Genomic DNA, 24,697 nt, shown 5'->3' on the forward strand with positions numbered 1-24,697 from the left:
ATCTGCCTCTTAGCAGACCACCGACTGCGCGGTGGTGAAGGGTAAGAAACCGCCTCTCAAGGGCCGCTCAAGAACTTAAATAATATCAAACATGAAGCCTTTCCTGGTGTGAAAAGGCTTCATTTTTTATTAAACTCTATTATGGCCATTCAAAAGTGCGCCTATCACCATTATTAATAAGGATATTTAATGAGATTTACAAAATTTATTCAGGCTATAACAGTCATTATTGCCATTTGTACAATAAGCGCATGTTCCGCCTCACCACAGATGAGCGGCACATTGACCTTACCCGCTTCTAAATTGGGTCTTGCCGCTGTTAACGATGGTCGCTTTGTCTATGTCGTGGGGGGCTCTGGTAAATCTTTATATGGTGACATTGATATCATTGACCCACAGTCAAACACCATAAAAACGCTCAAAAATAAGCTCACCCCAAGACGTTATCATAGTGCTGTTTTTGATGGTGATGAATCTATTTACATATTGGGTGGGGTTGGCTTAAAACAGGGGCGAATGGGTTTGGTTACCGAAGTCGAAGTGTTCAATACCCGAACGCATGAAGTGACATCCATTCAAAACTTACAAGCAGCAACTAGAGCCAACACCGCAGTTTTCCATGAAGATAAAATCTATGTGATGGGCGGCAGTTATCAAAGTAGGCAGGGTTTACGATCAACTGCGACCATGTTTATGTACGATACAGCTAGCAATAGCTGGTCTAGGTTAGCCGACATGCCTAGCGCTAAAGACACTAGGGCATTTGTTAAAGATGACTTTATTTATGTTGTCGGTGGTTTTGATCATAAAATCAGTATGGCGGTTTTTGAACGCTATAGTATTGTTGAAGACCGCTGGGAAACACTTCCACCTTTGCCAAAAGGTATTAGTTCACACTCATTAACCGTTGTGGACAACAAAGTATTCACCTTTGGGAATTATGATAATTTGGGTGAAACATTTGTTTATGACTTTGATACTTCTACTTGGCGTGAGGTTGATATCGGTTATTTACCTAGCCGACACAATGCAGCTACTACTATTAACGGTGTGACTTATGTTATAGGTGGCACTACACGTACCTCTAAAGGTAGCCTGAATCTGATACAAACCTTCAAATTGGGTGAATAATATCAATCCTGCGATGAGGGTAGCGGGTCGAATATCTACCAGCTGTTGGGGAAGCCTGATAACTCAGGCTCCACTCCTCTTATTCTAATTGAAAAGCGAAAATACATTACTCAACGTTCGCTGAAACCAATTCATAGGTTGAATAGTGAATTTCTCAAACTCGATTCTTTTGGATTCAGGATCCGCTTTCAAGGCATGATAAAGAATAGCAATATCTTGTTTTTGTAACAGTAAGTGTGCTTCGTTTGGTTGATAGGTCGAGCCGACCGGATACAAAACAAAAGGCTCTTTTGACATCTCAATATGTCCGCCGAGAATAGCCGCAACCTCGTTTTCCTCAGAAAATGCATAAAGCAGATTGATTGACTGCTTATAAGCGTCCCAGTTTTTTACGTAAATAAGTCCCGGATACAGTGTGTCTCCCGTCAGCAGGATTTTATGCTTCTCATCATAAATGGTTATTGCGTCAGCGTGATGGCCTGGTGTGTGAATCATTCTAATAGAGCGATTGCCAAGAGTGAATGTTTGAATTTCGCTAAGCCCATTTTGAAACCCAAGTTGTGTAGCTGCTTTTTTGACGTCGCTTGAAACGACTGTCACTGTCTTATTATTAGCAAACTGCTTATCTCCAGCCTTATGATCAGCATGCCCATGGGAATGAATGACGATAAGAGGTAAGGCTGGATCAGGGCTATATTGTTGTATCAGCCTTTCTATTTCCATTGCGACAGGCGAGATATTTGCGTCCTCTATTGCACCAGTATCAAATAGCATGGCTTTATCGCTGCCCAATAGCAGGTACATAAACGGTGCTTCGAAGGTGTCGCACTTATTTTGTCGTAATATGAAGGTTTGCTCATCTAACTTAAGAATATCCATTGGCTTTGCACTATCGGCATTGCAGGTCATTGAACCGTGAAACCATTTCTTGTTCTCAATGATAGGCACGATAGAAGTTGAGTCATTTATTGGTGATTTGTCAGTTATCGCATATCGTTGTTCGGCAATAGAACAACTGGACACAGCCATAATTGCAATGATTAAAAATAAAGAATTCCTCATTATTTTATTTCTCCTTGTCTGCTATTAGGCAGCTTTTTTATACGCGCAGAGATGGGCTCATTCTCAATAGCTTGGCAAAACCCAAATAATACCTCCATTATCTGAACGCTTTGCTCCTTGGATATTTCATTAATGACGCTTGCTACATCCTTTGTTATGCGCGTTAATTCAGCGACGTCATCAACGCCTAGTTTAGTTAAGGTAAATCGCTGACATCTTCCATCATTTAAATCTGTGTGCCGGTATATCAGCGATAATTTTTCTAAGGCACTGACTCTTGATGCGGTTCGTTGATGAGAATAGCTCAACGCCTTAGCTATTTCGGCTATAGAAGCGCCCTTTGATTGAGCTAAAAACATAACGAGAGAAACATCCGTAATAGGCGTGACAATAGAGCTGTCTTTTAAAACTTCTGAAAATTCATCATTAATCATTTTGCTTAATCTGCTGGTCATATTTGCAAAAAATGCTGCGGAGTAGTCGAGCTCATAAAAGAAAGGCTTTTTCATATTGTCATCATAAATACAATTAATTGTACAAATGATTGTATAGTTAGGTGCTGGTATGTCAACTAATCTTTGTTTCTGTAAATTTTTTCTTTAAGAAATTGTGTTAATGAATAGAAGAGAGGGTTCTTATGAAAGGATTGATTACTGCTGTTTAGAACAGGAATGAGGCTGTCTTCCCCCTAATCGATTGCAAAGAACTTCTTATATTGCTAGTTTCAATAGCCTAAATTTTTTTATGCGTAGAACATTTGTTTGGGTGAATATTCAATACTATGGACATCATATTTCGATTGGCGACAACGCAAGATAAACCAGCACTAGACCACTGCCTGCAGCAAATCATAGAGGCGGAGAGACCAATGGATGAATGCTTGGATGATGGATTTATTGAATATTATGATCCTGTAGACTTCATTAATAACGAAAATGCCACCTTGATCGTTGCTGAACAAGGAGACGTGATTATTGCCTGTGGCGCAGCAAAACTAAAGAACGCCAAACACTTTTACCATTACGATAAATCGCTCTACTTAGCCATGATGTACGTGGCCGATGCTTATCGAGGAAAAGGAATAAACCGCGAAATCATGCAGCGACTATTAAGCTGGGGGAGTGAAAAGGATGTCGTCAATGCCTCTCTGACTGTCTACCCTCAAAATGCTTCGGCAATCAGAGCTTATGAGAAGTTAGGCTTCGAGCCCGCCCTTTTAGAAATGCGGCTAAGAGATAAGTCTGAGCGCTAAACCTGCACTACGACTTCTACTCTTCACATTGCACAACAAACTAGTGTAAGGTGATAGTCCATCACCCTAGCATGCTCAATTTTATCGATTGAACAAGGAGCTTACTAACATGAAATTACTTTTCGGGACTGCCATTGTTTGCATCGTTCTATTGTCAGGCTGTTCAAAACAAGAACTAGCGCCACAACCGCCAGTTGTAAGTGCCCAAGAGCAGGCCGTTGCAATGCCAGATCAATTTGCGGCAGATGTTGCTATGCAAATTATGGACGCCGGTGGTAATGCTGTCGATGCAGCCATTGCGGCGCAATTTAGCTTGGCAGTGACATATCCGGAGGCAGGTAATATTGGCGGTGGTGGTTTTATGCTGACCTATATGGACGGCAAAACAAATTTTCTAGACTACCGTGAAACGGCTCCTTCAGGCGCATCAAGAGACATGTATTTGAATGAGCAAGGTGAGGTAGTTAGCGATTTGCCTGTCTATGGTATTTTGGCATCAGGGGTGCCTGGTACTGTCGCTGGCATGTGGGCTGCTCATCAAAAGTACGGTAGTTTGCCTTGGGAAGACTTACTTGCGCCTGCCATAAAGCTTGCCGAGGAAGGTTTTGAGATGCCAAGTCAGTTATTTGAGCGCATCGAAGGCTATCAGAGCTCTGTATCAGAGAAAGATATTGAGGTGAATTTTGCAGATTATTTTAGCGGTGTTAAGACGGGTGAAAAATTTGTACAACAAGAGTTAGCAAGTACCTTGAAGCGGATACAGATGCAAGGGGCAGATGGCTTTTACAAAGGCGAAACGGCGAAGCATATCGTCGATTTTATGAATGCAAAGAATGGCTTAATAACCGAACAAGACCTAGCTGCTTACAATGCGAAATGGCGCGAGCCTATTATCACGCAATGGCGAGAATTCACTGTCGTGAGTGCCTCACCACCAAGCTCGGGTGGCATCGCTATTGCCCAGTGGTTGCAAATGTACGAGCGAGTAAAAGCGCGCTCAGGTAAAATTGAGCATAATAGCCAGCAGTATATTCACGTTCTAGCAGAAATAGGTAAACGGGTTTTCGCGGACAGAGCCGAGTATTTAGGTGATCCAGACTTTTATGAAGTACCTAAAAGTGCTTTATTAGCCGCTGATTATCTTGACTCACGAGCAGCAGAAGTCAATTTAGAAGAAATATCAAATACAGAAAATGTTAAACCAGGTTTAGATGAAAGCCATGACACAACACACTTTTCAATCGTGGACAGCTTCGGCAATGCTGTATCTAATACAACCACGATAAATTTGAGTTTTGGTAGTGGGATGGTTGTTGAAGGCGCAGGCTTTTTGCTAAACAATGAAATGGATGACTTCAGTGCTAAATCAGGAGTCGCTAACTCTTTTGGCGCAGTCGGAGGGGATGCGAACGCCATTGCCCCGAACAAGCGGATGTTGAGTTCGATGAGCCCAACAATTCTTTTAGAAGATGACAAAATCAAGCTGGTAACAGGCTCGCCTGGCGGTACGACTATTATTTCTTCGGTTTACTTGAGTATTCTGAATGCTATCGAGTTCGATATGAGTGCCCAGAAAGTTGTCGATTCTCCGCGGTTTCATCACCAACTACTACCCAAAGACATGATCTATTATCACGACACGCTAGCGGACGACGTTGTCACTGCTCTGCAAGAGAAAGGTTATGTGATGCGTGCCGGCAACTTTGGTGATTTACAAGTAATAGTGAATACTAAGAAAGGACTAGAAGCAGCGTCGGAATCTCGCAATCGAGGTAGTGCTGAAGTCATTAGTAAGAACTAACACTGTTCAGAAAATAGTCTGATTTATTAGCCTTTTATATGTATTAATGTATATACTTAAATTAAAGAGGCCTTCGCACTCTAGTGACACTAGTCTGCAGGACGTCTTTAAATTTGTTAGCACCTCATTGATTGAGTGTAGGTAATAATTTATCTCGGACAATATTGCAGATGAATGCATTTTACACAGCTGTTATCACGATCAACCTGATTGCTGGGCTGAGTATCCTCATTTCAGGTCTGAAAGAAGACTATCGTCACTTTAAGACCTTTGCCTTGCTTTGCTTTCTATGTATAGCGTATACCGCAATTACATGGAGCTTGCACTTATCAATAGAGCTACAAAATGCGCTGTTCTATAGCAAACTCCAATTTGTATGTATGCTTATAGCCTTGCCTTTGTTTACCTATACATTTGGTACATGGTGCAATGTAAAGAAGACGAATCAGATAACACTGTTGGTCACTATCTGTGTTTTTATTATTCTTATTCTCAATTTTATTTCAGAAACGCCTTTAAGGTTCGGAAAAGAAGTTGAGTTAGTATTTCAATCTAGTCCAATTTGGGGTGACTTCGTCACGCTGACAGGCAATACGAGTCCGCTTTTTTACAGCTTCCAAAGTGTTTTTGTCGTTGTCGCAATATTAGGTATCTGGTTCGCCATTAAGCTTTTTAACAAGGCATCTAAGTTAGTGGGAGCAATGCTAACTCTGACGATTCTTGGGCAGCTATTTGCGAATTGGTTGGGAGCTAAAATTGATGCTAATGACTTGTCGTTGATTTATGTGGGAGGTGTGCCTTTCACGATATTATCAATCTTTGTTATGTTGCGCCTTGCCTATTCTTTTAAACTCGCAAAAATTGATATCGATATTGAGCGCAAGAAGTTAAATGATTTAAAACAAGACTTCTTTGAACTTGCGAAGGGCGTTTCTGACCCAAACAGCAATGATTTCTTTGAAAGAATGTTGAAAACACTTTATTCATTTACTCAGTCCAAAGTGATTTTCATTGGAATGGTGAATGAGCATCAGAAGTCGGTCAAAACTACTTTGGCTCTTTCAGACGGTGAAATAAGTACTAATTTTGAATATGAATTAGCTGGCACACCTTGCCAAGAAGTCAGCAACAACGAAGTGTGTGTTTACCCTGATAAAGTAGCTTCATTGTTTCCTGAAGATCATTTATTGGAAGAGATGGGCATTGTTTCCTACATTGGTCTTCCTTTGTTGGATGAACAAGGTAACGCTTATGGCTTACTCGTTTTGTTACACACTCAGGAATTTTCCCCATCTCAAGAGTTTAGACATATTTTGGGTATTTTTGCGTCTAGGGCATCCGCTGAGTATCGAAGGCAGTCTGTTGAAAATAAATTACAACAAATGGCGTATTACGACTATGCGACTCGCCTACCGAACAGAGCTCGATTGATTAATTATCTTGAAGAGCTTTCAAGTAGTGTCGACAAACAAGCCCAGATCGTTTTGTTTCTTATCGACATCGACCATTTTAATTACGTAAATAGGAAATACGGAAAAGATATTGCTGACGCGCTTATACGAGAGCTGGGCGTTCGTTTATTAAATTATTCTAGCTCGGAGATTTATATTGCGCGTGAAGGTGGGGATGAATTTGCGGTAGTTTTTACCGCATCAATCTCAAGCATTCATGGCAAAATTGCGGTTCAGTGGGAAGCACTTAAAAGTATATTTGAGGCTCCTTTTACCATCGGCAAGAGGATGATTTCTGTGACTTGTAGTGCAGGCGTGATTTCTTCTAATGCAAAAGATCTATTGAAAAACAACATCGTTTCTCAAGCTGGTATTGCCTTACATCAAGCGAAAGCAAAAGGCAGAAAGCAATGTGTTAAATTTGAAGAAACTCTAGCAAGTGAACTCGACCACGACAGGGCATTGGTCGTGAAGTTGCAAAAAGCCATCGCAGAAGAAACGCTTTTTGTGGTTTATCAGCCAAAGCATAATAAAACTGGAGAAATCGTCGGGGCAGAAGCCTTGGTGAGATGGATAGATTCAGAAGAGGGCTTCGTGTCACCTGATAATTTCATTCCCCTTGCTGAGTCGAATGGTTTGATTGGTGAGCTCACGATGTTTGTTGCTAGAACAGTCTCCCGAAACCTCAAACATATGGAGTCTAAGGGCGTATTGCTCCCCAAAGTGTCAGTAAACATCAGTGCTTTAGACATCAATAACCTGGGTTTTGTAGACAGTTTAGAAGCTGAAATAGCTAGTGAGGGTTTGAAGCCAAATCAGATTGAACTCGAAATTACGGAAACGGGGATTATTGATAGTTTCGACTTGGCTATTATCCAGTTGGGTAAACTCAGAGATAAGGGCTTCTCTATCGCCCTTGACGATTTTGGAACAGGATATTCATCACTCTCTTATCTTGATAGCTTACCTCTTGATGTCTTAAAAATAGATCGCTCATTTATATCAAAAATGCAAACAAAGCGGGGGAGAGCGATGGTGGATTCTATTATCTCCATTGCCAAGATAATGGATTTTAAAATCGTTGCTGAAGGAACAGAGAGCGAGCAAGATGTTGCAGAACTCGTAGCTATGGGCTGCGATACATTTCAAGGTTACTTCTTCAGCAAACCTCTAGAATTAGATGACTTCGTAGCATATTGTACTGCACCAAGTGTGTGAGTCGTCCGTTTCTAATTTTTCAGCCGTAGAAAGGCAGGAATCAATCTTCCTGCCTCTGCCATCAATTGATTTTACTGCTTGTGTTGATAAGTAATTTTACCACCCACAATAGTCATTACATTCTGTGCCGTTAAAATATCTGCTTCTGGGGCTGTCATAAAATCTGTATCAAAGATGGTAAAATCCGCGTATTTACCGACTTCGACAGAGCCGCGAACATTCTCTTGAAATGCCCCATAGGCGGGCCAAATGGTAAACATCTTAAGCGCTGTTTCACGACTCACTGCTAACTCTGGATGCCAGCCTTCGTCAGAACTGCCGTCTAGTCTTTTGCGAGCAACGGCGGCATAAAACTCTATACGCGGATCACCAAGTTCAACAGGCGCATCTGAACCGCCAATAATGATTGAGCCTCGGTCAATCAGTTGCTGCCACGGGTAAGCATAGGCAAGGCGTTCAGGGCCAAGTCGGTCTGGCGCAAAGTTTAAGTCGCCAATGCCGTGGCTAGGCTGCATAGAAGGAATAATCCCCAGTTTTACCATGCGATCTTGTTGAGCGGGTGGGATAACCTGAGCATGCTCTAGTCGCCACCTTGGTTCGGCAACGGCTCGCTCACTCACTGGAACAGCATCAAATGCTTCCTCATACCAATCTAACAGCGTTTTAACCGCTCTATCGCCTATGACGTGAGTTTGAACTTGCAAGCCTTCACGCAAGGCTTTACGAAGAATGGGCTTTAATTCCTCTTCGGTCGTTCTGTTCATAAAACCGTTGTGAGGTGCATCAGAGTAATTTTCGATCAGAGCCGCACCACGTGAGCCTAGAGTACCGTCGATATATACCTTAATTCCCCGCAAATCAAACAAGTCATCCTCCGTCTTCATTCTGCCGCGAGAGAACATGGTTTCTGCTTCCTGCACATTTGCTGCCGCGTAAATACGCGTTTTCATTCCGTCCTCAGCATGTATTTCTTGCATAATGTCGACATTGATAAAGGGCATTCCGGCATCTTGCGTTGCTGCCCAACCGAGTTTCGCATTTTGTTGCATGCCTACTTCTAGGCTATCTTTAATATATGCCTTCGTTTTTGCTGGAATAAGTTCGCGAAACACATTCATTGCAGTTGCAAGTACATAGCCAGTGGGCTCGCCATTTTCATCGCGCTCAAATTTACCGCCCTCGGGATCCGGGGATCCTTTAGTAATACCAGCCATTGCAAGTGCTTTAGAGTTAACTAAGGCTGAGACACCGTCTGCTCTTGGCATAAACAAGGGTTTATTTTCGGTAAAAGAATCAACGTCATGCTTAGTCAAGAATCGTTTTTCATCACTCCATTCGCGCTCAATCCAGCCTCGCCCTTGCACCCACTCACCTTCCGGCACGTTTTGTGCGAAAGCTTCAATTGCATCACGGGTCTCTTTCAAAGTCGGTATCCCGAATAGGCTAAGCGTCTTAGGTCGCTGGCCCACGCCTTCAACATGCTGGTGACTGTCGGTAAAACCTGGAAAGACAAATTTGCCCTGCATATCAAGCTGTCTGGCGTTACCGCACAAATAATCCTTTGCGCCTTCGTTGTCGCCAACAAAAACGATTTTATCTGCTTTTACTGCCACCGCTTGCGCTGTGGCTTTTGCATCGTTGGCTGTATAAATGGTTGTATTGTGTAGCACTAAATCGGCGTCCAAGCATTGGCTATCGTCAACTGCTGACACACTTTGATTGTCAGAGCAGGCGTTGGATAGACCGCCAAGCAATATTAGGCCAACTAGTTTAATTCGATAATTTTTCATGAGCGCTTCCTTAATTTTATTGCTTCCGAAAAAAATGCCGCTTTGAACAACAAGCGGCATTTTGGGTTTTATTAAGCTAAAGACCTAACTTAAAAAGTGTAACGAGCCTGAACATACCAAGTCGCACCGTTGAAGCCAAAAGGACTGGCTTCTGAGTACAACTGGCCACTACCGCCAGCGCCTGGGTTTTCCTCTGGATATGCATCTAATAAGTTATCAATACCTGCAACTAAGCGAGTTTCATCATTCAATTGATAAGATACTTGAACATCTAATAGCACTTCAGCGCCGATACCATTCACACCATTACCAGTATCATCCCAACCACCATAGTAGTTAGCACGAACTAAAGTACTGATATCGCCGTGAGAATGGAACCATGAAAGGTTACCTCTCAAGTTTGGTAGCAAGTCTTCAATTGCTGCAACTCGTCCTGCGTCGATTGGGTTGACCGTACCAACACTGTCGACCTCAGTTTTGTTGTAGTTTGCTGCAAGTGTTAATCGAGAATCTCCGCCCATAAAGTCGAAACTATAGTTACCAACCAAGTCAATCCCGGTCGTAGTCGTATCAAAACTGTTTGAGAAGAATCTAAATTGTGACAAGTCGTCCAAGCCGACAAACTCACCGCGATCAATCGTACCGTTTGCATCTAGGGCAGTTAGCGCCGCTGATACTGAAGCGAAGTCAGAGCCTGCTCCACCAGCAAAATTAAGTGCGTCTAGGAAGTTGATATTACCTCCTAATGCAACACGATCAGTCAGTTCAATATTGTAGTAATCTACTGTCCAGCTAGTGTCGCCGATATCGAACGCGGCACCAAACGAGAAGTTTCTTGCATCTTCTGGGCCAAGCGTTGGTCTACCGTTGCCTTGGCTTTCCACGAAATCAGCAGCAATTTGTCCTGCCGCTGAGAACAATGGCAATGTACCTTGGTCAATCAATACACCTTGTACGTTCTGTGTTGTCACGTTCGTGATGTTCGCTTGACCTGCAGTTGGTGCATGGAATCCAGTAGAGTAGGCTGCACGTAATCTAACCGTATCAGATACGTGGAAAATACCCGCTAGCTTGAAGTCAGTCGTGTTACCAAACTCACTGAAGTCTTCAGCTCGTATTGCCGTTTGGAGCGTTAAGTTTTCAGTAACATCTGCTTCTAAATCAACGTAAATCGCTTTACTGTCCTGCGAAGCGCTGGTATTCGCCGGGAAACCACCAAAACCGTTCGAGCTTGATGAGAAGCCTTGGCTAGCCAAAGGACCCAAGGCAAATGACGCTGAATCACCTGCGAATAAGTCAAATTCTTCTTTTCTGTATTCCGCACCAAATGCCACACTAAGCTCAGAATATAAGCCGGCATCCACCGCATATACAAAGTCAACGTTCAAGAGCGTTTCAGTTTGCTCTTGGCCACCAGGTACAAAGTCTCTTGGTGTATCTGGACCAAGCGAAGCGTTGATTGTGTTTTTGATGAAGAAGTCAGTTCTGTTTGAACCGCGCTGAGCACTCACATCGTAAGATAAACCGGTACCAACTGCTATTTCACCGCGCACACCCACAGTGAATGCCATATCTTCATTGGTCCCGCCGAAGCGAGGTACGAAGCCATTTGGAATGGTTTCAATAAATGAGAAACAGTTTGCGCTGGCTTGAACTTGTGCAAGTAATGTTGGATCAGGGAATACATTTCCGTTTCCGCCAATTGGGATACCATCGATACATGAATCAGTATTACCATCCAAAGCACCAACGAGTACCGAGTGAACGCCGTTCTCATCACGTAAACCTGTGAGTGGATCAACCAATGGGCCAGCATATACACCGCCACGTTGGCTACCTTCTGTCACTGGGTTACGATAGAAGAAACCACCTGTTACTTGTCTTTCACCGTAGTTACCAAACAAATAAAGCTCAGCATTGTCACTGATCTCAAATCCAGAGTTGATGAAAAGCTTAACGTCGTCTTCAACATCGGGTTGTCCCCAATACTGTGGTACTTCACTCGTGTAAGTATTAATACCGACGAAGTCGTCAGAAGAGATATATCCCGCAGCAACCATGCCCGCTACGTCATCTCTAACAACCGATCTTACTGTGCCTTCAACATCTCTAATTTCAGCTGTGACGTTGATAAAGCCATTTTCACCAGCTTCAAAACCGGCGTTTGCTGAAATTGTGTAATTATCGCCATCGCCTTCAAATGTAGAGCCATAACGCGCGTTTACTTCAAAACCTTCTGAATTATCACGCAAAATAAAGTTAAGCACGCCTGCAATGGCGTCTGAACCATACTGAGACGAAGCACCATCACGCAATACTTCTACTCGTTTCAACGCCATCGACGGTATGGCTGAAATATCGACCCCTTGTGCACCATCAGAAATACCACCGCCAAGGAAGGATATAATAGACCCTCGGTGACGGCGTTTACCATTCACCAAAACCAACACATTATCCGGTGATAAACCACGTAAGTTAGCGGGTCTTACGACTGTCGCTGCATCACTAATGGGTTGCGTATTTACGTCAAAAGATGGCACTGCTGTGCGCAACATGTCTTGAACATCAGTTGATGAGTTTTGGCGAAATTCATCACCAGAAATAACATCTACCGGAACAGGTGAGTCTGCTGCAGAGCGATTTGATAAACGAGTACCCGTAACGATGATTCGTTCAGCATCGCTTTCGGCTTGCGCATCAGTGTCTTCTTCTTGAGCAAACGAGTGGAGTGGATAGGCAGTAGCGATTGTCGCTGCGAGTGCCATCGTGATTGTATTTATTTTGTAAAACTTACTTTTCATTTGTATCTCCCAATATTGTTGTAAGCGGATTTCCGTCGTGCTTAACTGCCGGTTTACTCTAGTTATCAAAAGAGATGCCCGATCTTATTATTGTATGGAGCATTGGAATTGAAGTAAGGCATTGTGCATATTCGGTTTTATTATTGTTTACGCACAAAAACATCAAGACACTATCGGTTTTAGCATATGTGTATAGGGTGTCAAGGATAAAATGATGTTTTCAAAACAGAGACTTAACAGTCATCGGTTTGTACAATGATTCTGGGCTGAGTGCCATCTTCAGGATTATCGTAAATTACACCGCATCGATCGCCCCACTCGTAGCCCTTTGGCCATATCTTGGTCAGGAGTCCTGAAGTCGTAACAGGTCCGGCCACGCTGGTTTGATTGCCTCGACCACACCAATCCACAGCGCAAACAACACCAGGGTTAGTAAAAGTGATGGCATCCAGGTTGACTAGAAATTTGACAGCAAGATTTAAATTCCCCATAGGATAGCCAGAATTTGTTCTTATTGTTTGCCCACCGATATCAATAGTGGAGTCAATGCCCGGTTGAGCTATATTTTTTATAATTGCAGAAGCATAAACTAAGTCAGAAGTGCTTTTTAAATCGGATGCCAGTTTCGTCAATTGAGCTTCTCTTGCGTCTTCTGTGAAATCAACAAACCTAGGTATGACGATGACACTTAAAATCCCAATAAGAACAATGACAACAATGAGCTCAACGAGTGTAAAACCGGTTTGTGATACATTGTTTGCTGCGGTACTTCTCTTCATTCATCCACTACACTATTAATATCTTTTAAGCCAATAATTATCGCGGCGCTTTTAAAAAACACGCCCTGATAACTGATTAATATATTTGCCAACTAAGCCATACTGAATGCGAGACTCTATGACTTCATCAAACTTACCACAGAAGAGTAAGATTACGCCATCGATGATTAAACAAGTGAAGCTCAAACAAACTGCATTGGTAATGGTGTTGAAATAAAGAATCAAGGTTTAGAGTGCCATCATTTGCTCGCGACTTTATAAGAGCTGTTTACGCGTATGCATAGAAGGTGCTATTTAAAAAAGGGGTCCGTTATTGTCACAAAGGTAAAAATAGCAGCGTTGAATAGCATTATTGCTTCACAAATCACTAAGCCACTCACACCTGTTTTTAGTAAGCTATCGGAAGAAGAAACTAGATTTTTTGGTGAGTTTTTTCGTTATTGCGATTCGAATAAAAAGTGCCTCGATTTATTTTTGCGCGAAGCTCAAGAGGTCGACACAGAGCGATCTATCAAACTTAGCCTGATTCAAGGAACAGAGAAAAAGGTTTTCAATGTCGATTTGAACGAGACCAACAGGTATTCGTCTGAACCCGGAAAATTGATTGTTATTTTTCCTGGCTTTGGGATCGATAGTCGCGTTTACTCCGGCACTTTAGCACCATGGTTAAGCCACTTGTCTGGTAATGATGTGCTCGTAGCTCCAGCAGCTAATCAAAATGCAAACTTCAACTTTGGCTTAGATTCTGCCTCTTTGATTGCTGAATACATCAAGAAATCGGCTTATAAGAAGGTATCCGTATTGAGTTTTTCAATGGGAGCGGTAGCTGCAATCCACCTAGCTTCATTAACGGAAGTTGAACGCAATGTGATGATAGCGCCTATGCAGGACTTTCCTCTTGCGCTCAAGACTGTCGGAGGAATGCAATATCCAAAGCTATCTAAATTCTTAAACGATGACGATTATATTTCGATTGCCAACGAGGTTATTTTAAATAGTAAAGTTGATGCTAATACCCTGGACTTGCGTTCGCGCTTGCAACAATACCAAGTGCAGGATACTCGCAGAGTTCATTTATTTGCGAGCCGCGGCGACAGAGTCAGTCCATTTCAGTATTGGAAACCATTGGCAGAAACATCAGTTTGCTTGAAACAAACCAACAAACTAAACCATACACATTTGATGGCATTAATGGATGAAGATTTGAGAAACGAAGTACTTCTGCTGATGAGAGCGCCACTAAGGAGAAATGAATGCATCGCGGAGAGTGATGTGGCTATTTAGACTTCGATATAAATGCTTTGACTGGCTTTTGTGTGGCTGGAGATTCCTACCTGCGCAGGAATGACGTAGGAGGTATTGGCTATGGCTCCTTGTGGATGAGGCCAGAAATACAGTGACCGATGTTTCTCCTGGCAAACCAATGTTTGGAAAACCTTCGACTTGCAAATAAACATCGATGTAATCATTCTCCTTAACGTAGCCTGCCCACCAAACCAGCCACTTTCTTCGCTCAAAAGTAGATTCATCATTTAACATCTTTATCTCTCGGTCTGTGGAAGTGTGGCTTTTCTATGTATGCCAAGCACTTGGAACTTGAATATTTTCAATTAAGAAATCGATAAATACTCGTACTTTCGCAGTTAGCACATTCGATTTTGGATATACTAACCAAACAGCTACGTTATCATCATATTTGTAGTCGGGCAGGACTCGGACCAAACTTCCTTCTTTTAATTCAGTGTGTACGTTCCAAATAGAGCTCATGCAAATGCCAAGACCAGCTTTAGCTGCAATGCGAATACTTGAGCCATCGTCACATATTACTCTCGATTTTACTGGGTGAAGCGGAAAGGCATAACTTTCTCCAGCTACGGTAGAAACGAGCTTTCTTGTTTTGTTGCTGTCGAAAAAAATTAACTGGTGTTGCTCTAAATCGCTTGGTTCTTTAGGTATACCGTACTTTTTTAGATAGTCTGGCGACGCACATAAAATACGTGTGTCGTCAGCTAGTTTTCGACCTATAAGACTACTATCTTCAACTGCATAGTTACGTAAAGCAAGGTCATAACCACCATCGATAAGGTTCATTTGGGTATCGGATAGCTTTAACTCAAGGTTGATTTGGGGATACTGGTCGGTGAACTTTGGTAAAATTGGTGCAATAAACAACTGCGCAAACGTACTTGATGACGCGAAGCGCAATGTGCCGCTTACCTTTTTGAATGGCAATGTTGCGACAACAGTATCGATGGTAGAAATAGATTTAACAGCAGCTCACTTCAAAGGCCTGTCGCTACATGTTGTGTTTATGTTGATCCCAATGCTTCACAATCACAGACGTGAAGAGCATGCTCGGCTCTTAAAAGCCTTGAGTGAGATTGTTGAAGCAGGCGCCTTAAAACCAGTTTTGGATGAAACAGAATACCAGCTTGCAGAGATTGGTAAAGCACATGAGCGCTTAGAGAGTGGCCAAGCAATGGGTAAAGTGGTAGTGACTGTATAGTTGTTCAAATCAAGAGCTAAAGTAAATAGCTGGGGTGTCAAAGTGGGCATGTTAGTAAGATTTAATCCGGGGTTTTCTTCTCCCCCTCATATTCACAATATTACTTATCGCGGCATTGTCATTGAAGGCTTGCTACACAACGACGATCCAACAGCCGAATCAATGTGGCTGCCCGCTGGTTCATTCTGGACTCAACCGGCAGGAGAAGATCATATTACAGCTGCAAATGCACAATCTAATATGATTTATCTTGAAATTGATAGCGGTCCTTACTTAGTAAAGCCCTCTACAGAAAAATTTGATAGTGGTGAAAGGCCAGTCAATATTCATAGCGACAACATTGTCTGGTTATCGGAAGATGAATCTACCCTAATTAACGGTGAAGCGATTAAACTTGCTAACCTTTGGCAAAATAAGACTAACTTGACCCGAGGCATGTTAGTAAAGTTGAATAAAGGTGCAAAAGGATATTTGTTCGGTCAAAGTGACGGCAGTCCAGAATTCAAAGCTGTGGTTATTCAAGGGCTAGTCAGCTACAAATCAGACGAAACAAAGCAAGCTGTTAAACTAAATGCAGGAAGCTTCTTTAGCTCTACAGGAAAATTTGAGCACGAACTATCAACTGAAAGTGACACCATTATTTACATTAGAACTGACGCAAAACTAAAAGCCGAATTCTAAAACTAAAGGTGGCGTCTTGCGCTTTGGACGCCATCTGTAATCGCTAATATATATGTTTCTGGCTTGCTTAATTCTGCTTTTTGCGAAGCATGACAACGCCCATCCATATAAACCAGACTATTTGGCTTAATCCAAATGCATCCTTAAGTTCTGGTAGCCCTTGATAAACAGTGAGTATACCTAGCATACCAACGACAACTCCAAATACACATAAGGCTTTAGTGATTTGCTGAGTTCGCAGCCCAACAATACTTAGTAGAAATACCCATAATCCGCCTACTAATTCGATTCCGCCTCCTAAAGCATTTGCAACTGTTGCGTGGACAAAGTACAAGACCTCAGCTTGCTGTTGATCATGAGCGTGAAGACTGGCCATAGTATTCATCCCAACAAGTGCAATCATCCCTGAGCACATCATGAGTACCACCCAAATAAATCCAAATGCACTCGCAGTATTGAGTATATTTGATTTGTTTTTTGTCAGCATAACGTGGCTAGCTTGAACAACAATAAGCAACAAAATCCCGAAAACCAGATAGCCGGCTATATAGGCACTACTAATGAGCTCCTGGTTTGCGACTAAATAAGCAATTTTTTCCTGAAGTAAATCTGTTGGTGGGATACTGAGCATGACACCAAAAACGATAAACATCCACACATAACATAGCGGCATCGTAAGCAGCGATAGAGCTCCGTAGCGCATCAATTGACTGTTTTTATTTGCGGTAGTATTTGCTTCTGAATTCATGGCTGACCTTATTGCTAATGTTAAAAAGTTAAATTATATTCAAGCCGCTATCATAGTATTGTAGTGTGCTTAAGTCGTCCGAGTTAGTTGGGAAGGACTTTTTTTTCGAAGTTTTTACTCAACACAGGTTATTTCTCTGCTCATCATGTTTGATATTTTTATTTCGACCATAGCCATGTCGGTAGCATGCTTCTCTTTATTTTTGCTTCCGAAAGATCATCCAACGAGAGCCTTGTCGCTTGTGCTTATTTGTTTGGTCTTTTTGTCTGCGGGGTCTGTTGTTTTTAATCTACTGCCAGCGCTTACCCAAGTTTATGTTAGCTTGATTCCGAGCATTTTCTTTCTTCTTATTCCCGCATTTTGGTTGTACCACGATGCGCTTATTTCAGTGAAGCCGTGGTGCTGGGATAACAAATTGTTAAAACACTTTGTTACAGTTCCTATCGCAATGCTGCTTAGTATAGCTTTGTTGGTCCTTCCTGAAGAGGATTTTAAACAAATGTTTTTCTCTTCTGAGCCAGTAAGCAAGTGGTGGTTAAGCTTATTGTCAATGTTATTTTTTATCGGTGTTCTTAGTTGGTGTGTTCTCAGTTGTGCCTACGCTATTAGTATTTTACGCCGCACAGCAAAATATCAAAAACGAATAAAATTAGTCTATGCAGATAAATCCGGGCGAAACTTAAACTGGATCGTTATCACTTCAATTCTCATTGTTTTCACTTGGGTTTATGGCTTGATTGTTTTAGCGCTTGAAGATCAATTGCTCGATTATGGGGTATCAGAAACCGGCACATTGATATTACTAGCAATTGTCGTTTGGCTAGTTGCACATAATGGTATAAGACAAAGGCCGGGCTTTGTAGAGATACAAGATGAACCAAATGCTCTGAATGACCAAACAAATAAGAAGCCTTATGAGCGCTCATCGTTAGGCCAGAATGACTTGAATCGGATATCATCAAAGTTGTCAGTAGCAGTGGATAGGGACAAAGTGCATTTTGATTCAGCATTGAATTTACCTAAGCTCTCAAAGCATATTGGGGAACCTTCCCAATACATTTCACAAACCTTATCTCAACAACTGAATACAACGTTTTTCGACTACATTAATACTGCTAGAATAAATGAAGCAAAGGAATTACTACTGGGTACAAGTAATTCAATATTGGAAATAGCATATGCTATTGGTTTTAACTCAAAGTCTTCGTTTTATAAAGCTTTTCGGCAAGATATGGATATGACCCCTACGCAATATAGGAAATCACACCCAATTCGTTGATAGACACGTTGAGCAACATCAAGTGCTAAGCGGCTTTTGTAGTGGCACCAATGCGTTCGATGTCCAACTCTGAAACAGTAGCCTGATTAGTATAGGCTACCCAATCGATAAGGTTGAGATTGCCTTCGCTATCTTCCACCAAGGCCGAGCAATTTTCTATCCAATCACCATCATTGACGTAATGAATGCCATTTACGGTATCTGATTCTGGGTGATGAATATGACCACAAATGACACCATCTAGTGATAAATCTTTAGCGCGTTGTGTGGTGGCATTCTTGTATCGTTCGATAGCCTTATTCGCACCTTTTACTCGCTGTTTAATGTAGCCAGCAAGACTCCAATACTGCCCATTTCGCCAACTGCGAATATGATTAAACCAGCGATTAGTAAAGAGTAGCGCGTCGTAAGCTTTATCGCCTATCCATGCATGAAATTTACCTAAAGTTACGTCACCGTCGCACTGGTCACCATGTAGCACTAAGTAGCGCTTATTTGCTGCAGTATGGTGTACGTATTGTCGTTTTATTTCGATATCGCCAAACTGCATGCCTGAATATTTTTGCAAAGGCGCATCATGATTACCCGGTAAGAAAATCACTTTAGTCGTGCCATGACTCAAGGCGATGATTTTGTGCATGACCTCGTTGTGCGAATCTGGCCATCTAAATTGCTTACTCATGGACCACATATCGACTATATCACCCACTAAATAAAGACGATCGCAATGCATATTATTGAGAAAATGAAGTAAAAAATCGGCTTTACAATCTTTATTGCCAAGATGAGTGTCTGAAATAAATACGCTTCTGAAGTGTGGTACCTTAACCATAGTAGTTCCAAGTAATCTCTTTACTTGGACCACTACTCTAATCTTCGTAATTGACAGTTAGTTTACACCTTAGTGAAGATACCGTGACACCAAGGTTTTCTATGACGTGGCAAAAACTAACGTTTTATTTTGGCCACTGTTGTGACAGGACATTCACCTTGATGCTTTTAAATACAACAATCAGCCAAAAGCAGTAAAACTTGCATTTTGAGAAAATGCGGTTAAATTATATACAATTAAAAATTAGCAAATTTTTCAGTATTGCCGTTTTTATTACCTTCACGCTAATGGTAGGAAAAACAAAGTGCATTCGGAAGCCACGAAATCAACCTATGCAGCACCCAATCGAAAGTTATGGGTCTATGGTTTATTAGTGGCTACAGTTTTAGGCGCCCTAGCTTATTTTGGCCTTCTTAGTCAGAAAGACCGCTCGGTCAACCACGACTACTACCGGGTTCTGTACGAAGCATCTAACACCTTCAATGAAAATTTACTCAAGCTAGATAGCATGCATAAGTACAAAGAGAGTGTGTCATCTATCCGCTCACTTTTACCCAGCTATTCCCGCACTTGGAAAAACAAAAACGAGAAAGGCTCGGTCGACGCCGAGAGTCTAAAGACCTTCCAATATAAGGTGGTCGGTACATCTTTGTTTGTCACTTCACCAGAAAACGAATCCTTTGAAGCCAAGCTGGCTATCGGTGATATTTTACCTCAACCTAAAAAGGGCTTTAGTCAGTTTTTGTTTGCAAACGAAAATGATGTACTCGCCATGGTCGGCGCAGAACGGACCATTTCTATCGTTGAACTCGACAGTATCAACAAACAAATTCAAGCTAAGAACAAACAATTTCAATTTAACTTTAGTGACACAAAAGCCAGCGCTTCGAAGAGTGGACCTGCGCCTTTACCGACCTACAGTAACCATGTTGATATGAAAATATCTTACGGTGAATTTCGCGTTTATATTTTTCCATTTACTTTAAAAACGCCATTACATCAGGGCGAATCAGGCGAAAATAGTGCTGCCCTCGATCGTTTATATTTAGTGGGTTTGCTGCCTCAAAGTAAGCTTTCTAGTCGTGGTAGTGGTGATTGGAATATGTCGTTGTTGATAGTATCACTCAGTAGCTTGTTGTTTATGTGGTGCATGCTTCGGCTTTATTTACTTCCCAAAAACCAGTCAATCACTAAAACCTTTAGGGTTCTGGTAGCCGCTTCCAGTTATTTGTTTTTCATTGTACTTATTGCCTTAGTCTTGGCCTATTTTCAGAAAACCGTTTTGGAAACCAAGAAGGACAACTTGGCCCTTCATTATGCTAAGAATATCGAAACCAATCTCGCAAGAGACGTGCATAGCGTATTTTCTGACTTAGCAAGTTTTAGAACCTTTTACTACAAATTGATCAGTGCCATTTATGTGATCCCAAAAGCGCAGCAAGAGAGCGGAGAGTTTACCGATAGCCAGATTACTTCATTTAACAGGAGCGTGAAGGATGCCTTGCTGAGTTTGCATGACTCACCTTGCAAGGATGATTCAAGGGGTACGAAAATAATACGTGACCGTATGCCAGGAACGGCGGGCACAGCCATGCAACAATACAACATTACTTACGATTGCAATTTAGGCCCGAAGGATGAAGGCTTTGTTAACATTGAGCTTGATAGTAAGGCTATTTTAACCATCATTAATGCCAGCAAGTCTTCTAAAGATGGCCAAGCAACGCTTGATTTTTATGCTAACAATCAATCCCTAAAATTAGTCAGTAATGAGTCGTTAGAAACATCAATAAAACCAAGCTTCGATCGCACAAGCCCAAATAAAATCCTCTCGGTTTTCGCATTGAATCGAGAAGGTAATTCTGTGCTGCCATCAGTGAATTATCAAGAAGGTAACTCATTGCCAGAAACGTTTAACTTGTCGCACCGAAACTACTACAAACGAGTTCGTGATCACAAGGGATGGGATATTACTATTCCCAAAGAATATTTGGCTGACCAAGATAATCCACCGCTAGCAGATGTCAGCTACAAGAATATCTACATGCAGCGCTTGTTGAATGTTAATAATGGTACGCGTGGCACAACCATTTCAATGCCAATTGTTGAACCATCTCTGGATAAGCGAAGCACGAAGGCCTTAGATTACATTATGGGCGCAGATGTCTTATTGCCCTCTTTATCTTTAGGAAAAGCGCCGCCATATGATTTTGTCTATATGGTTGTCGATCGCAGTTCGGGGGAAGTGTTATTCCACAATGATAGTAGCCGCAGTTTGGTTGAAAACCTTTACTTTTCGGGTGATACAAAATCATCTTTGAGTAAATGGTTAAAGGCCGGTTTAGACCATTACAAAGAGCTATCAAAAGGCCTTATAGAGGGTGTTTATCATGGGCAGGATGGTCGTTTTGCAGTATCAAAAACAATCGTAGATAGGTGGGCGGTTGTCGTCTTCTATCCAAATGATAGCCTTCAAACGTTTATGACCAATCAGTTCTTGTATATCGCTACCACGTTTGTCGCGATTATTGGCTTTATGGTCTTAGTTATTTTTACTGTGCGCCGCTATGTGTGGACTAGCACTCTGAAGCGTAAATTGCATTTGCCAACTAAGCTGAATGTGCGTTTGATCATGTTGGTTAGTTCGCTGCTATTCGGCGCGGGTTATTGTTTTTATATTGTAGGCTATAACCTTGAAACTCTCATTTTTGAGGGAACGACTGTACCGCTCTCGCTGATAGTGCCTTTTGTCGGCCTAGCTATAGCCACATACGCTGTTTATGTCGGTTGTTATAATCACTTTTGCTATCCTTTGAAAGGGATGAAAGATAAGTTGTCTCAAGCGTCGAATAAAACGGCTAAGGAAGGCTCGAAGCGATTGATTGCTGCGGTATTAATTGCTGTCGGTGTTCACTTTATTTATTTGCAGCAAACGGCTGATGCACCACATAAAAGTTTAGACTTTCATTATCAACAACTGGCTTGTAATTGGCTGAACTATGAGCGCGAAGAACTAACCTCAATCGGTTTGAGTCGTTACCCTAATAGTATTACGTCTAGTCGAATATCACCTTTGGACTTACTGCCAATAGATGACTCGTGGCGGAAACGCTTAAAAAGGGATATGCCAAGTTCAAATTCTTCAATAAAGGCACCGGACAATGCGCAAACGGTCGCAGGCAGTTACTGTGATAATCACTCGTCACAAGTGCATCCAGATGACTATCCAAGCCTAAGTTCGGTGTTCGGTGGTACTTATTTGTGGCAGTGGATAAACATTTACATACTGGATAAAGAGCTGGCCGTTGACTATGTGCCATTTTATCAGATAGACAAAGATACACAGTCCGACATTAGTGTGTCTTCGAGTTTATTCAACCAAACACTTCTGTTTTCATTCCTTCTTGGGATCATTGCGATCATGTGGTTTCGTTTTAACACTAAGATCGTATGGAATAAGATGTATTGCCCCGAACGCTTCCTGCAACATATTCAGAATATGACACGTTCAGTGCATCAGCTAGACTTTGAGGAGCGCGCCACTAATCTGGTTATTGAATGTGACACCATTAAGCTCAATGGTATCGGCTTGGCCCTACTTTTGAGAACGATGAGCATAGGCAAAACTCATCATGCGAATAATCTACTTGATGGTTTTGATGAACTTTTTGAGCTCAGTCCCTGTTTACAAAAATTCAGTGCAGATGGCTTATTCTTGCCCAACCTGAAACTCAATATAATGAGGGGAGAGACTGCCAAAGACATGGAAATAGAATTGTGGGATATCGAAACTTGCTTAGAAAAAAGTGAGTTTAGACAGCCTTTGTTAGATCTCATTATGGAACTCAAGTCTTTGACCCTATCGCAACAATTGGCAAAGTTTACGATTTTCACAGGCTTCCACAGTTTACAACGGGTAAAAATGAAAGACCCATTAATGACAGAGAAGAACACGCTACTTGACCATGCGGAGTATCTCTCTTGGGCCGAATGTTTAATGGACTTCATGGTGAGTGTGCCTGATAGCTTTATGCAAGGAATCGACTTTGCGTTGCTAAAAGAAGAAGTTGACCATTTTCCTGAGTTGGCGTTTATTGCAAAAGATGTCGCTGAAAAACCCCAAGAGGATGACTGGGATGGTGTATTCAAACGTGATGAAGATCTTCTTCTCGAAAGTCGATGGGCAACGATTAATTACATCTTATTGAACGCAGAGGCGCTATATCGATTTAAATGGGAGTCTTGTTCAAGTGCCGAAAAATTAGCTTTGATTAACCTTGCGAAACAGCAACGGATCAACCCAGCTAACACTCAAATGATCGAACACTTGGCATTAAACGGATTGATTACGGTTCGCAAAGGTAATTTGGACATAATCAATCGGAGCTTTGCCCACTTTGTTCTGCATGCTGAAACCGCTGAAACGCTGAACCAATTGATTGCTGAAGGAGAGGCAGGCGTTTGGAAGAACTACAAACTACCATTGGGTTTATTGATCGTTTTAATTATTGGCGGTATAGCGCTCACCTCTGGTGAATCGATTTATATCATCGCGGCTTCGATGGCAGGTATCCTGGGCACCATTGCCAGTGTGACCAATAGTGCGAATCTATTGCGAGGGCAAGTGCAGGATTAGGAAACTCGCGAGGTGCTAGTAATCGTGTTATCTTCGCAAATTATGCTCTTGTAGCCATCTGTCCAATTACTAGCCCAAAGAAGTATTCGTTTAAAATGAAATTAATCCAGATCGATAAAGCCCGCTATCGCAAGCATCTCAACTACGTCATCATTACCTGTATTGCTAGTTTAACCGCGGGTAGTTTGGGTATAGCGCAAAGTTTAATTGCTTTATTTCCCGATCCAAGCGGAAGCCATTTCCATTGGAATTTAACGGGAGTAATCATCAGTGCTGTCGTGATTGGCCTCGTGTTAAACAAAATTAAAAACAATCATTTTATGACCGAGGTGACTTACGTTTGGCAACTGAAAAAAGTGCTAAACCGCATTAATCGTAAAATGATGAAACTCAAACCTGCCTCCGAAGAGGGGAATGTAAACGCCATGATTTGCATTCATTATAGCTATGCAGGCTCAAGGTTACTGTGGGAGCTAGACGACAATACCATCATTATGGAGCAACTCGCCCTAGATCAAGCTGCCCTTGATGGTTTAGCTTCAAAGTACAATGTAAATCTACAAGCAGAAGACTTTGAAGCATCTATGCTCGACCAATTTTAGTCATTAGAAAAGCATGATACCAGTTTATCATGCTTAGTCTGTCGCATCTAAAGACAGTGGGTGCTGAGCACCCCCATTCCACTTCGGTTGCTACTAAGTCAGTAAAAAGTTCCTACCATTATGAAAGA

Annotated in this window: 18 protein-coding genes; 10 read left to right on the forward strand and 8 right to left on the reverse strand. The window is 41.9% G+C overall.

Annotated features, from left to right (window positions below):
- Nucleotides 1–189 precede the first annotated feature (189 nt).
- Nucleotides 190–1,131, forward strand: a complete 942-nt coding sequence (locus tag RM556_RS13210) for a DUF1668 domain-containing protein (protein ID WP_311374813.1) — start codon at nucleotides 190–192, stop codon at nucleotides 1,129–1,131.
- Between the two features lie 84 nt (nucleotides 1,132–1,215).
- Here RM556_RS13210 and RM556_RS13215 read toward each other — a convergent pair whose 3' ends face one another.
- Entirely contained in the window at nucleotides 1,216–2,193 is a 978-nt protein-coding gene (locus tag RM556_RS13215; RefSeq protein WP_311374814.1) for an MBL fold metallo-hydrolase, read from the reverse strand.
- Nucleotides 2,193–2,627, reverse strand: a complete 435-nt coding sequence (locus RM556_RS13220) for a MarR family transcriptional regulator (RefSeq protein ID WP_311374815.1) — start codon at nucleotides 2,625–2,627, stop codon at nucleotides 2,193–2,195. Before RM556_RS13220 ends, RM556_RS13215 begins: the two co-directional genes overlap by 1 nt.
- Before the next feature lie 347 nt (nucleotides 2,628–2,974).
- Here RM556_RS13220 and RM556_RS13225 point away from each other — a divergent pair, with 347 nt between their 5' ends.
- The 3 genes from RM556_RS13225 (at nucleotide 2,975) to RM556_RS13235 (ending at nucleotide 7,915) form a co-directional block, all read left to right on the forward strand.
- Entirely contained in the window at nucleotides 2,975–3,445 is a 471-nt protein-coding gene (locus tag RM556_RS13225; protein ID WP_311362155.1) for a GNAT family N-acetyltransferase, read from the forward strand.
- A 109-nt stretch (nucleotides 3,446–3,554) separates the two neighbouring features.
- Nucleotides 3,555–5,246 (forward strand): gamma-glutamyltransferase, encoded by a 1,692-nt coding sequence (gene ggt, locus RM556_RS13230; protein ID WP_409220090.1) that lies wholly within the window; start codon nucleotides 3,555–3,557, stop codon nucleotides 5,244–5,246.
- A 170-nt stretch (nucleotides 5,247–5,416) separates the two neighbouring features.
- Complete coding sequence (locus RM556_RS13235) at nucleotides 5,417–7,915, forward strand: EAL domain-containing protein (protein WP_311374816.1); 2,499 nt, start codon at nucleotides 5,417–5,419, stop codon at nucleotides 7,913–7,915.
- A gap of 71 nt (nucleotides 7,916–7,986) precedes the next feature.
- On the opposite strand, the gene RM556_RS13240 is transcribed toward RM556_RS13235, so the two are convergent.
- The 3 genes from RM556_RS13240 to RM556_RS13250 all read right to left on the reverse strand — a co-directional run bounded on the left by RM556_RS13240 (nucleotide 7,987) and on the right by RM556_RS13250 (nucleotide 13,285).
- The gene (locus tag RM556_RS13240) at nucleotides 7,987–9,705 is read right to left on the reverse strand and encodes an amidohydrolase (RefSeq protein WP_311374817.1); all 1,719 of its coding nucleotides are present in this window, start codon (nucleotides 9,703–9,705) and stop codon (nucleotides 7,987–7,989) included.
- Between the two features lie 89 nt (nucleotides 9,706–9,794).
- Complete coding sequence (locus RM556_RS13245; RefSeq protein ID WP_311362157.1) at nucleotides 9,795–12,506, reverse strand: TonB-dependent receptor domain-containing protein; 2,712 nt, start codon at nucleotides 12,504–12,506, stop codon at nucleotides 9,795–9,797.
- Nucleotides 12,507–12,739: 233 nt separating this feature from the next.
- On the reverse strand, nucleotides 12,740–13,285 hold the full coding sequence (locus RM556_RS13250) for a type II secretion system protein (RefSeq protein WP_311362158.1): 546 nt from the start codon (nucleotides 13,283–13,285) through the stop codon (nucleotides 12,740–12,742).
- 339 nt (nucleotides 13,286–13,624) lie between these two features.
- Here RM556_RS13250 and RM556_RS13255 point away from each other — a divergent pair, with 339 nt between their 5' ends.
- Nucleotides 13,625–14,569, forward strand: a complete 945-nt coding sequence (locus RM556_RS13255) for a hypothetical protein (RefSeq protein WP_311374818.1) — start codon at nucleotides 13,625–13,627, stop codon at nucleotides 14,567–14,569.
- A gap of 288 nt (nucleotides 14,570–14,857) precedes the next feature.
- Here the strand turns inward: RM556_RS13255 and RM556_RS13260 are convergent, their stop codons facing one another.
- A complete protein-coding gene (locus tag RM556_RS13260; RefSeq protein ID WP_311374819.1) occupies nucleotides 14,858–15,517 on the reverse strand; it encodes a substrate binding domain-containing protein in 660 nt (219 codons plus the stop codon).
- Between RM556_RS13260 and RM556_RS13265 the strand changes: the two genes are divergently transcribed.
- Together RM556_RS13265 and RM556_RS13270 are read left to right on the forward strand one after the other, a co-directional pair.
- A complete protein-coding gene (locus tag RM556_RS13265; protein WP_409220091.1) occupies nucleotides 15,426–15,791 on the forward strand; it encodes a zinc-binding dehydrogenase in 366 nt (121 codons plus the stop codon). The two genes, RM556_RS13260 and RM556_RS13265, sit on opposite strands and share 92 nt — an antisense overlap.
- Nucleotides 15,792–15,839: 48 nt before the next feature.
- The gene (locus tag RM556_RS13270) at nucleotides 15,840–16,472 is read left to right on the forward strand and encodes a DUF4437 domain-containing protein (RefSeq protein WP_311374820.1); all 633 of its coding nucleotides are present in this window, start codon (nucleotides 15,840–15,842) and stop codon (nucleotides 16,470–16,472) included.
- A 67-nt stretch (nucleotides 16,473–16,539) separates the two neighbouring features.
- Here the strand turns inward: RM556_RS13270 and RM556_RS13275 are convergent, their stop codons facing one another.
- The gene (locus tag RM556_RS13275) at nucleotides 16,540–17,220 is read right to left on the reverse strand and encodes a hypothetical protein (RefSeq protein WP_311374821.1); all 681 of its coding nucleotides are present in this window, start codon (nucleotides 17,218–17,220) and stop codon (nucleotides 16,540–16,542) included.
- Nucleotides 17,221–17,365: 145 nt separating this feature from the next.
- Here RM556_RS13275 and RM556_RS13280 point away from each other — a divergent pair, with 145 nt between their 5' ends.
- Nucleotides 17,366–18,499 (forward strand): AraC family transcriptional regulator, encoded by a 1,134-nt coding sequence (locus RM556_RS13280; RefSeq protein WP_311362163.1) that lies wholly within the window; start codon nucleotides 17,366–17,368, stop codon nucleotides 18,497–18,499.
- A gap of 25 nt (nucleotides 18,500–18,524) precedes the next feature.
- On the opposite strand, the gene RM556_RS13285 is transcribed toward RM556_RS13280, so the two are convergent.
- The gene (locus RM556_RS13285; RefSeq protein WP_311374822.1) at nucleotides 18,525–19,331 is read right to left on the reverse strand and encodes a UDP-2,3-diacylglucosamine diphosphatase; all 807 of its coding nucleotides are present in this window, start codon (nucleotides 19,329–19,331) and stop codon (nucleotides 18,525–18,527) included.
- A 304-nt stretch (nucleotides 19,332–19,635) separates the two neighbouring features.
- Between RM556_RS13285 and RM556_RS13290 the strand changes: the two genes are divergently transcribed.
- On the forward strand, nucleotides 19,636–23,967 hold the full coding sequence (locus RM556_RS13290) for a hypothetical protein (RefSeq protein ID WP_311374823.1): 4,332 nt from the start codon (nucleotides 19,636–19,638) through the stop codon (nucleotides 23,965–23,967).
- Nucleotides 23,968–24,062: 95 nt separating this feature from the next.
- Nucleotides 24,063–24,569 (forward strand): DUF3087 domain-containing protein, encoded by a 507-nt coding sequence (locus RM556_RS13295; RefSeq protein WP_311362166.1) that lies wholly within the window; start codon nucleotides 24,063–24,065, stop codon nucleotides 24,567–24,569.
- Nucleotides 24,570–24,697: the final 128 nt, after the last annotated feature.

This window comes from Alteromonas sp. W364, assembly GCF_031846205.1.
GTDB lineage: Bacteria > Pseudomonadota > Gammaproteobacteria > Enterobacterales > Alteromonadaceae > Glaciecola > Glaciecola blandensis.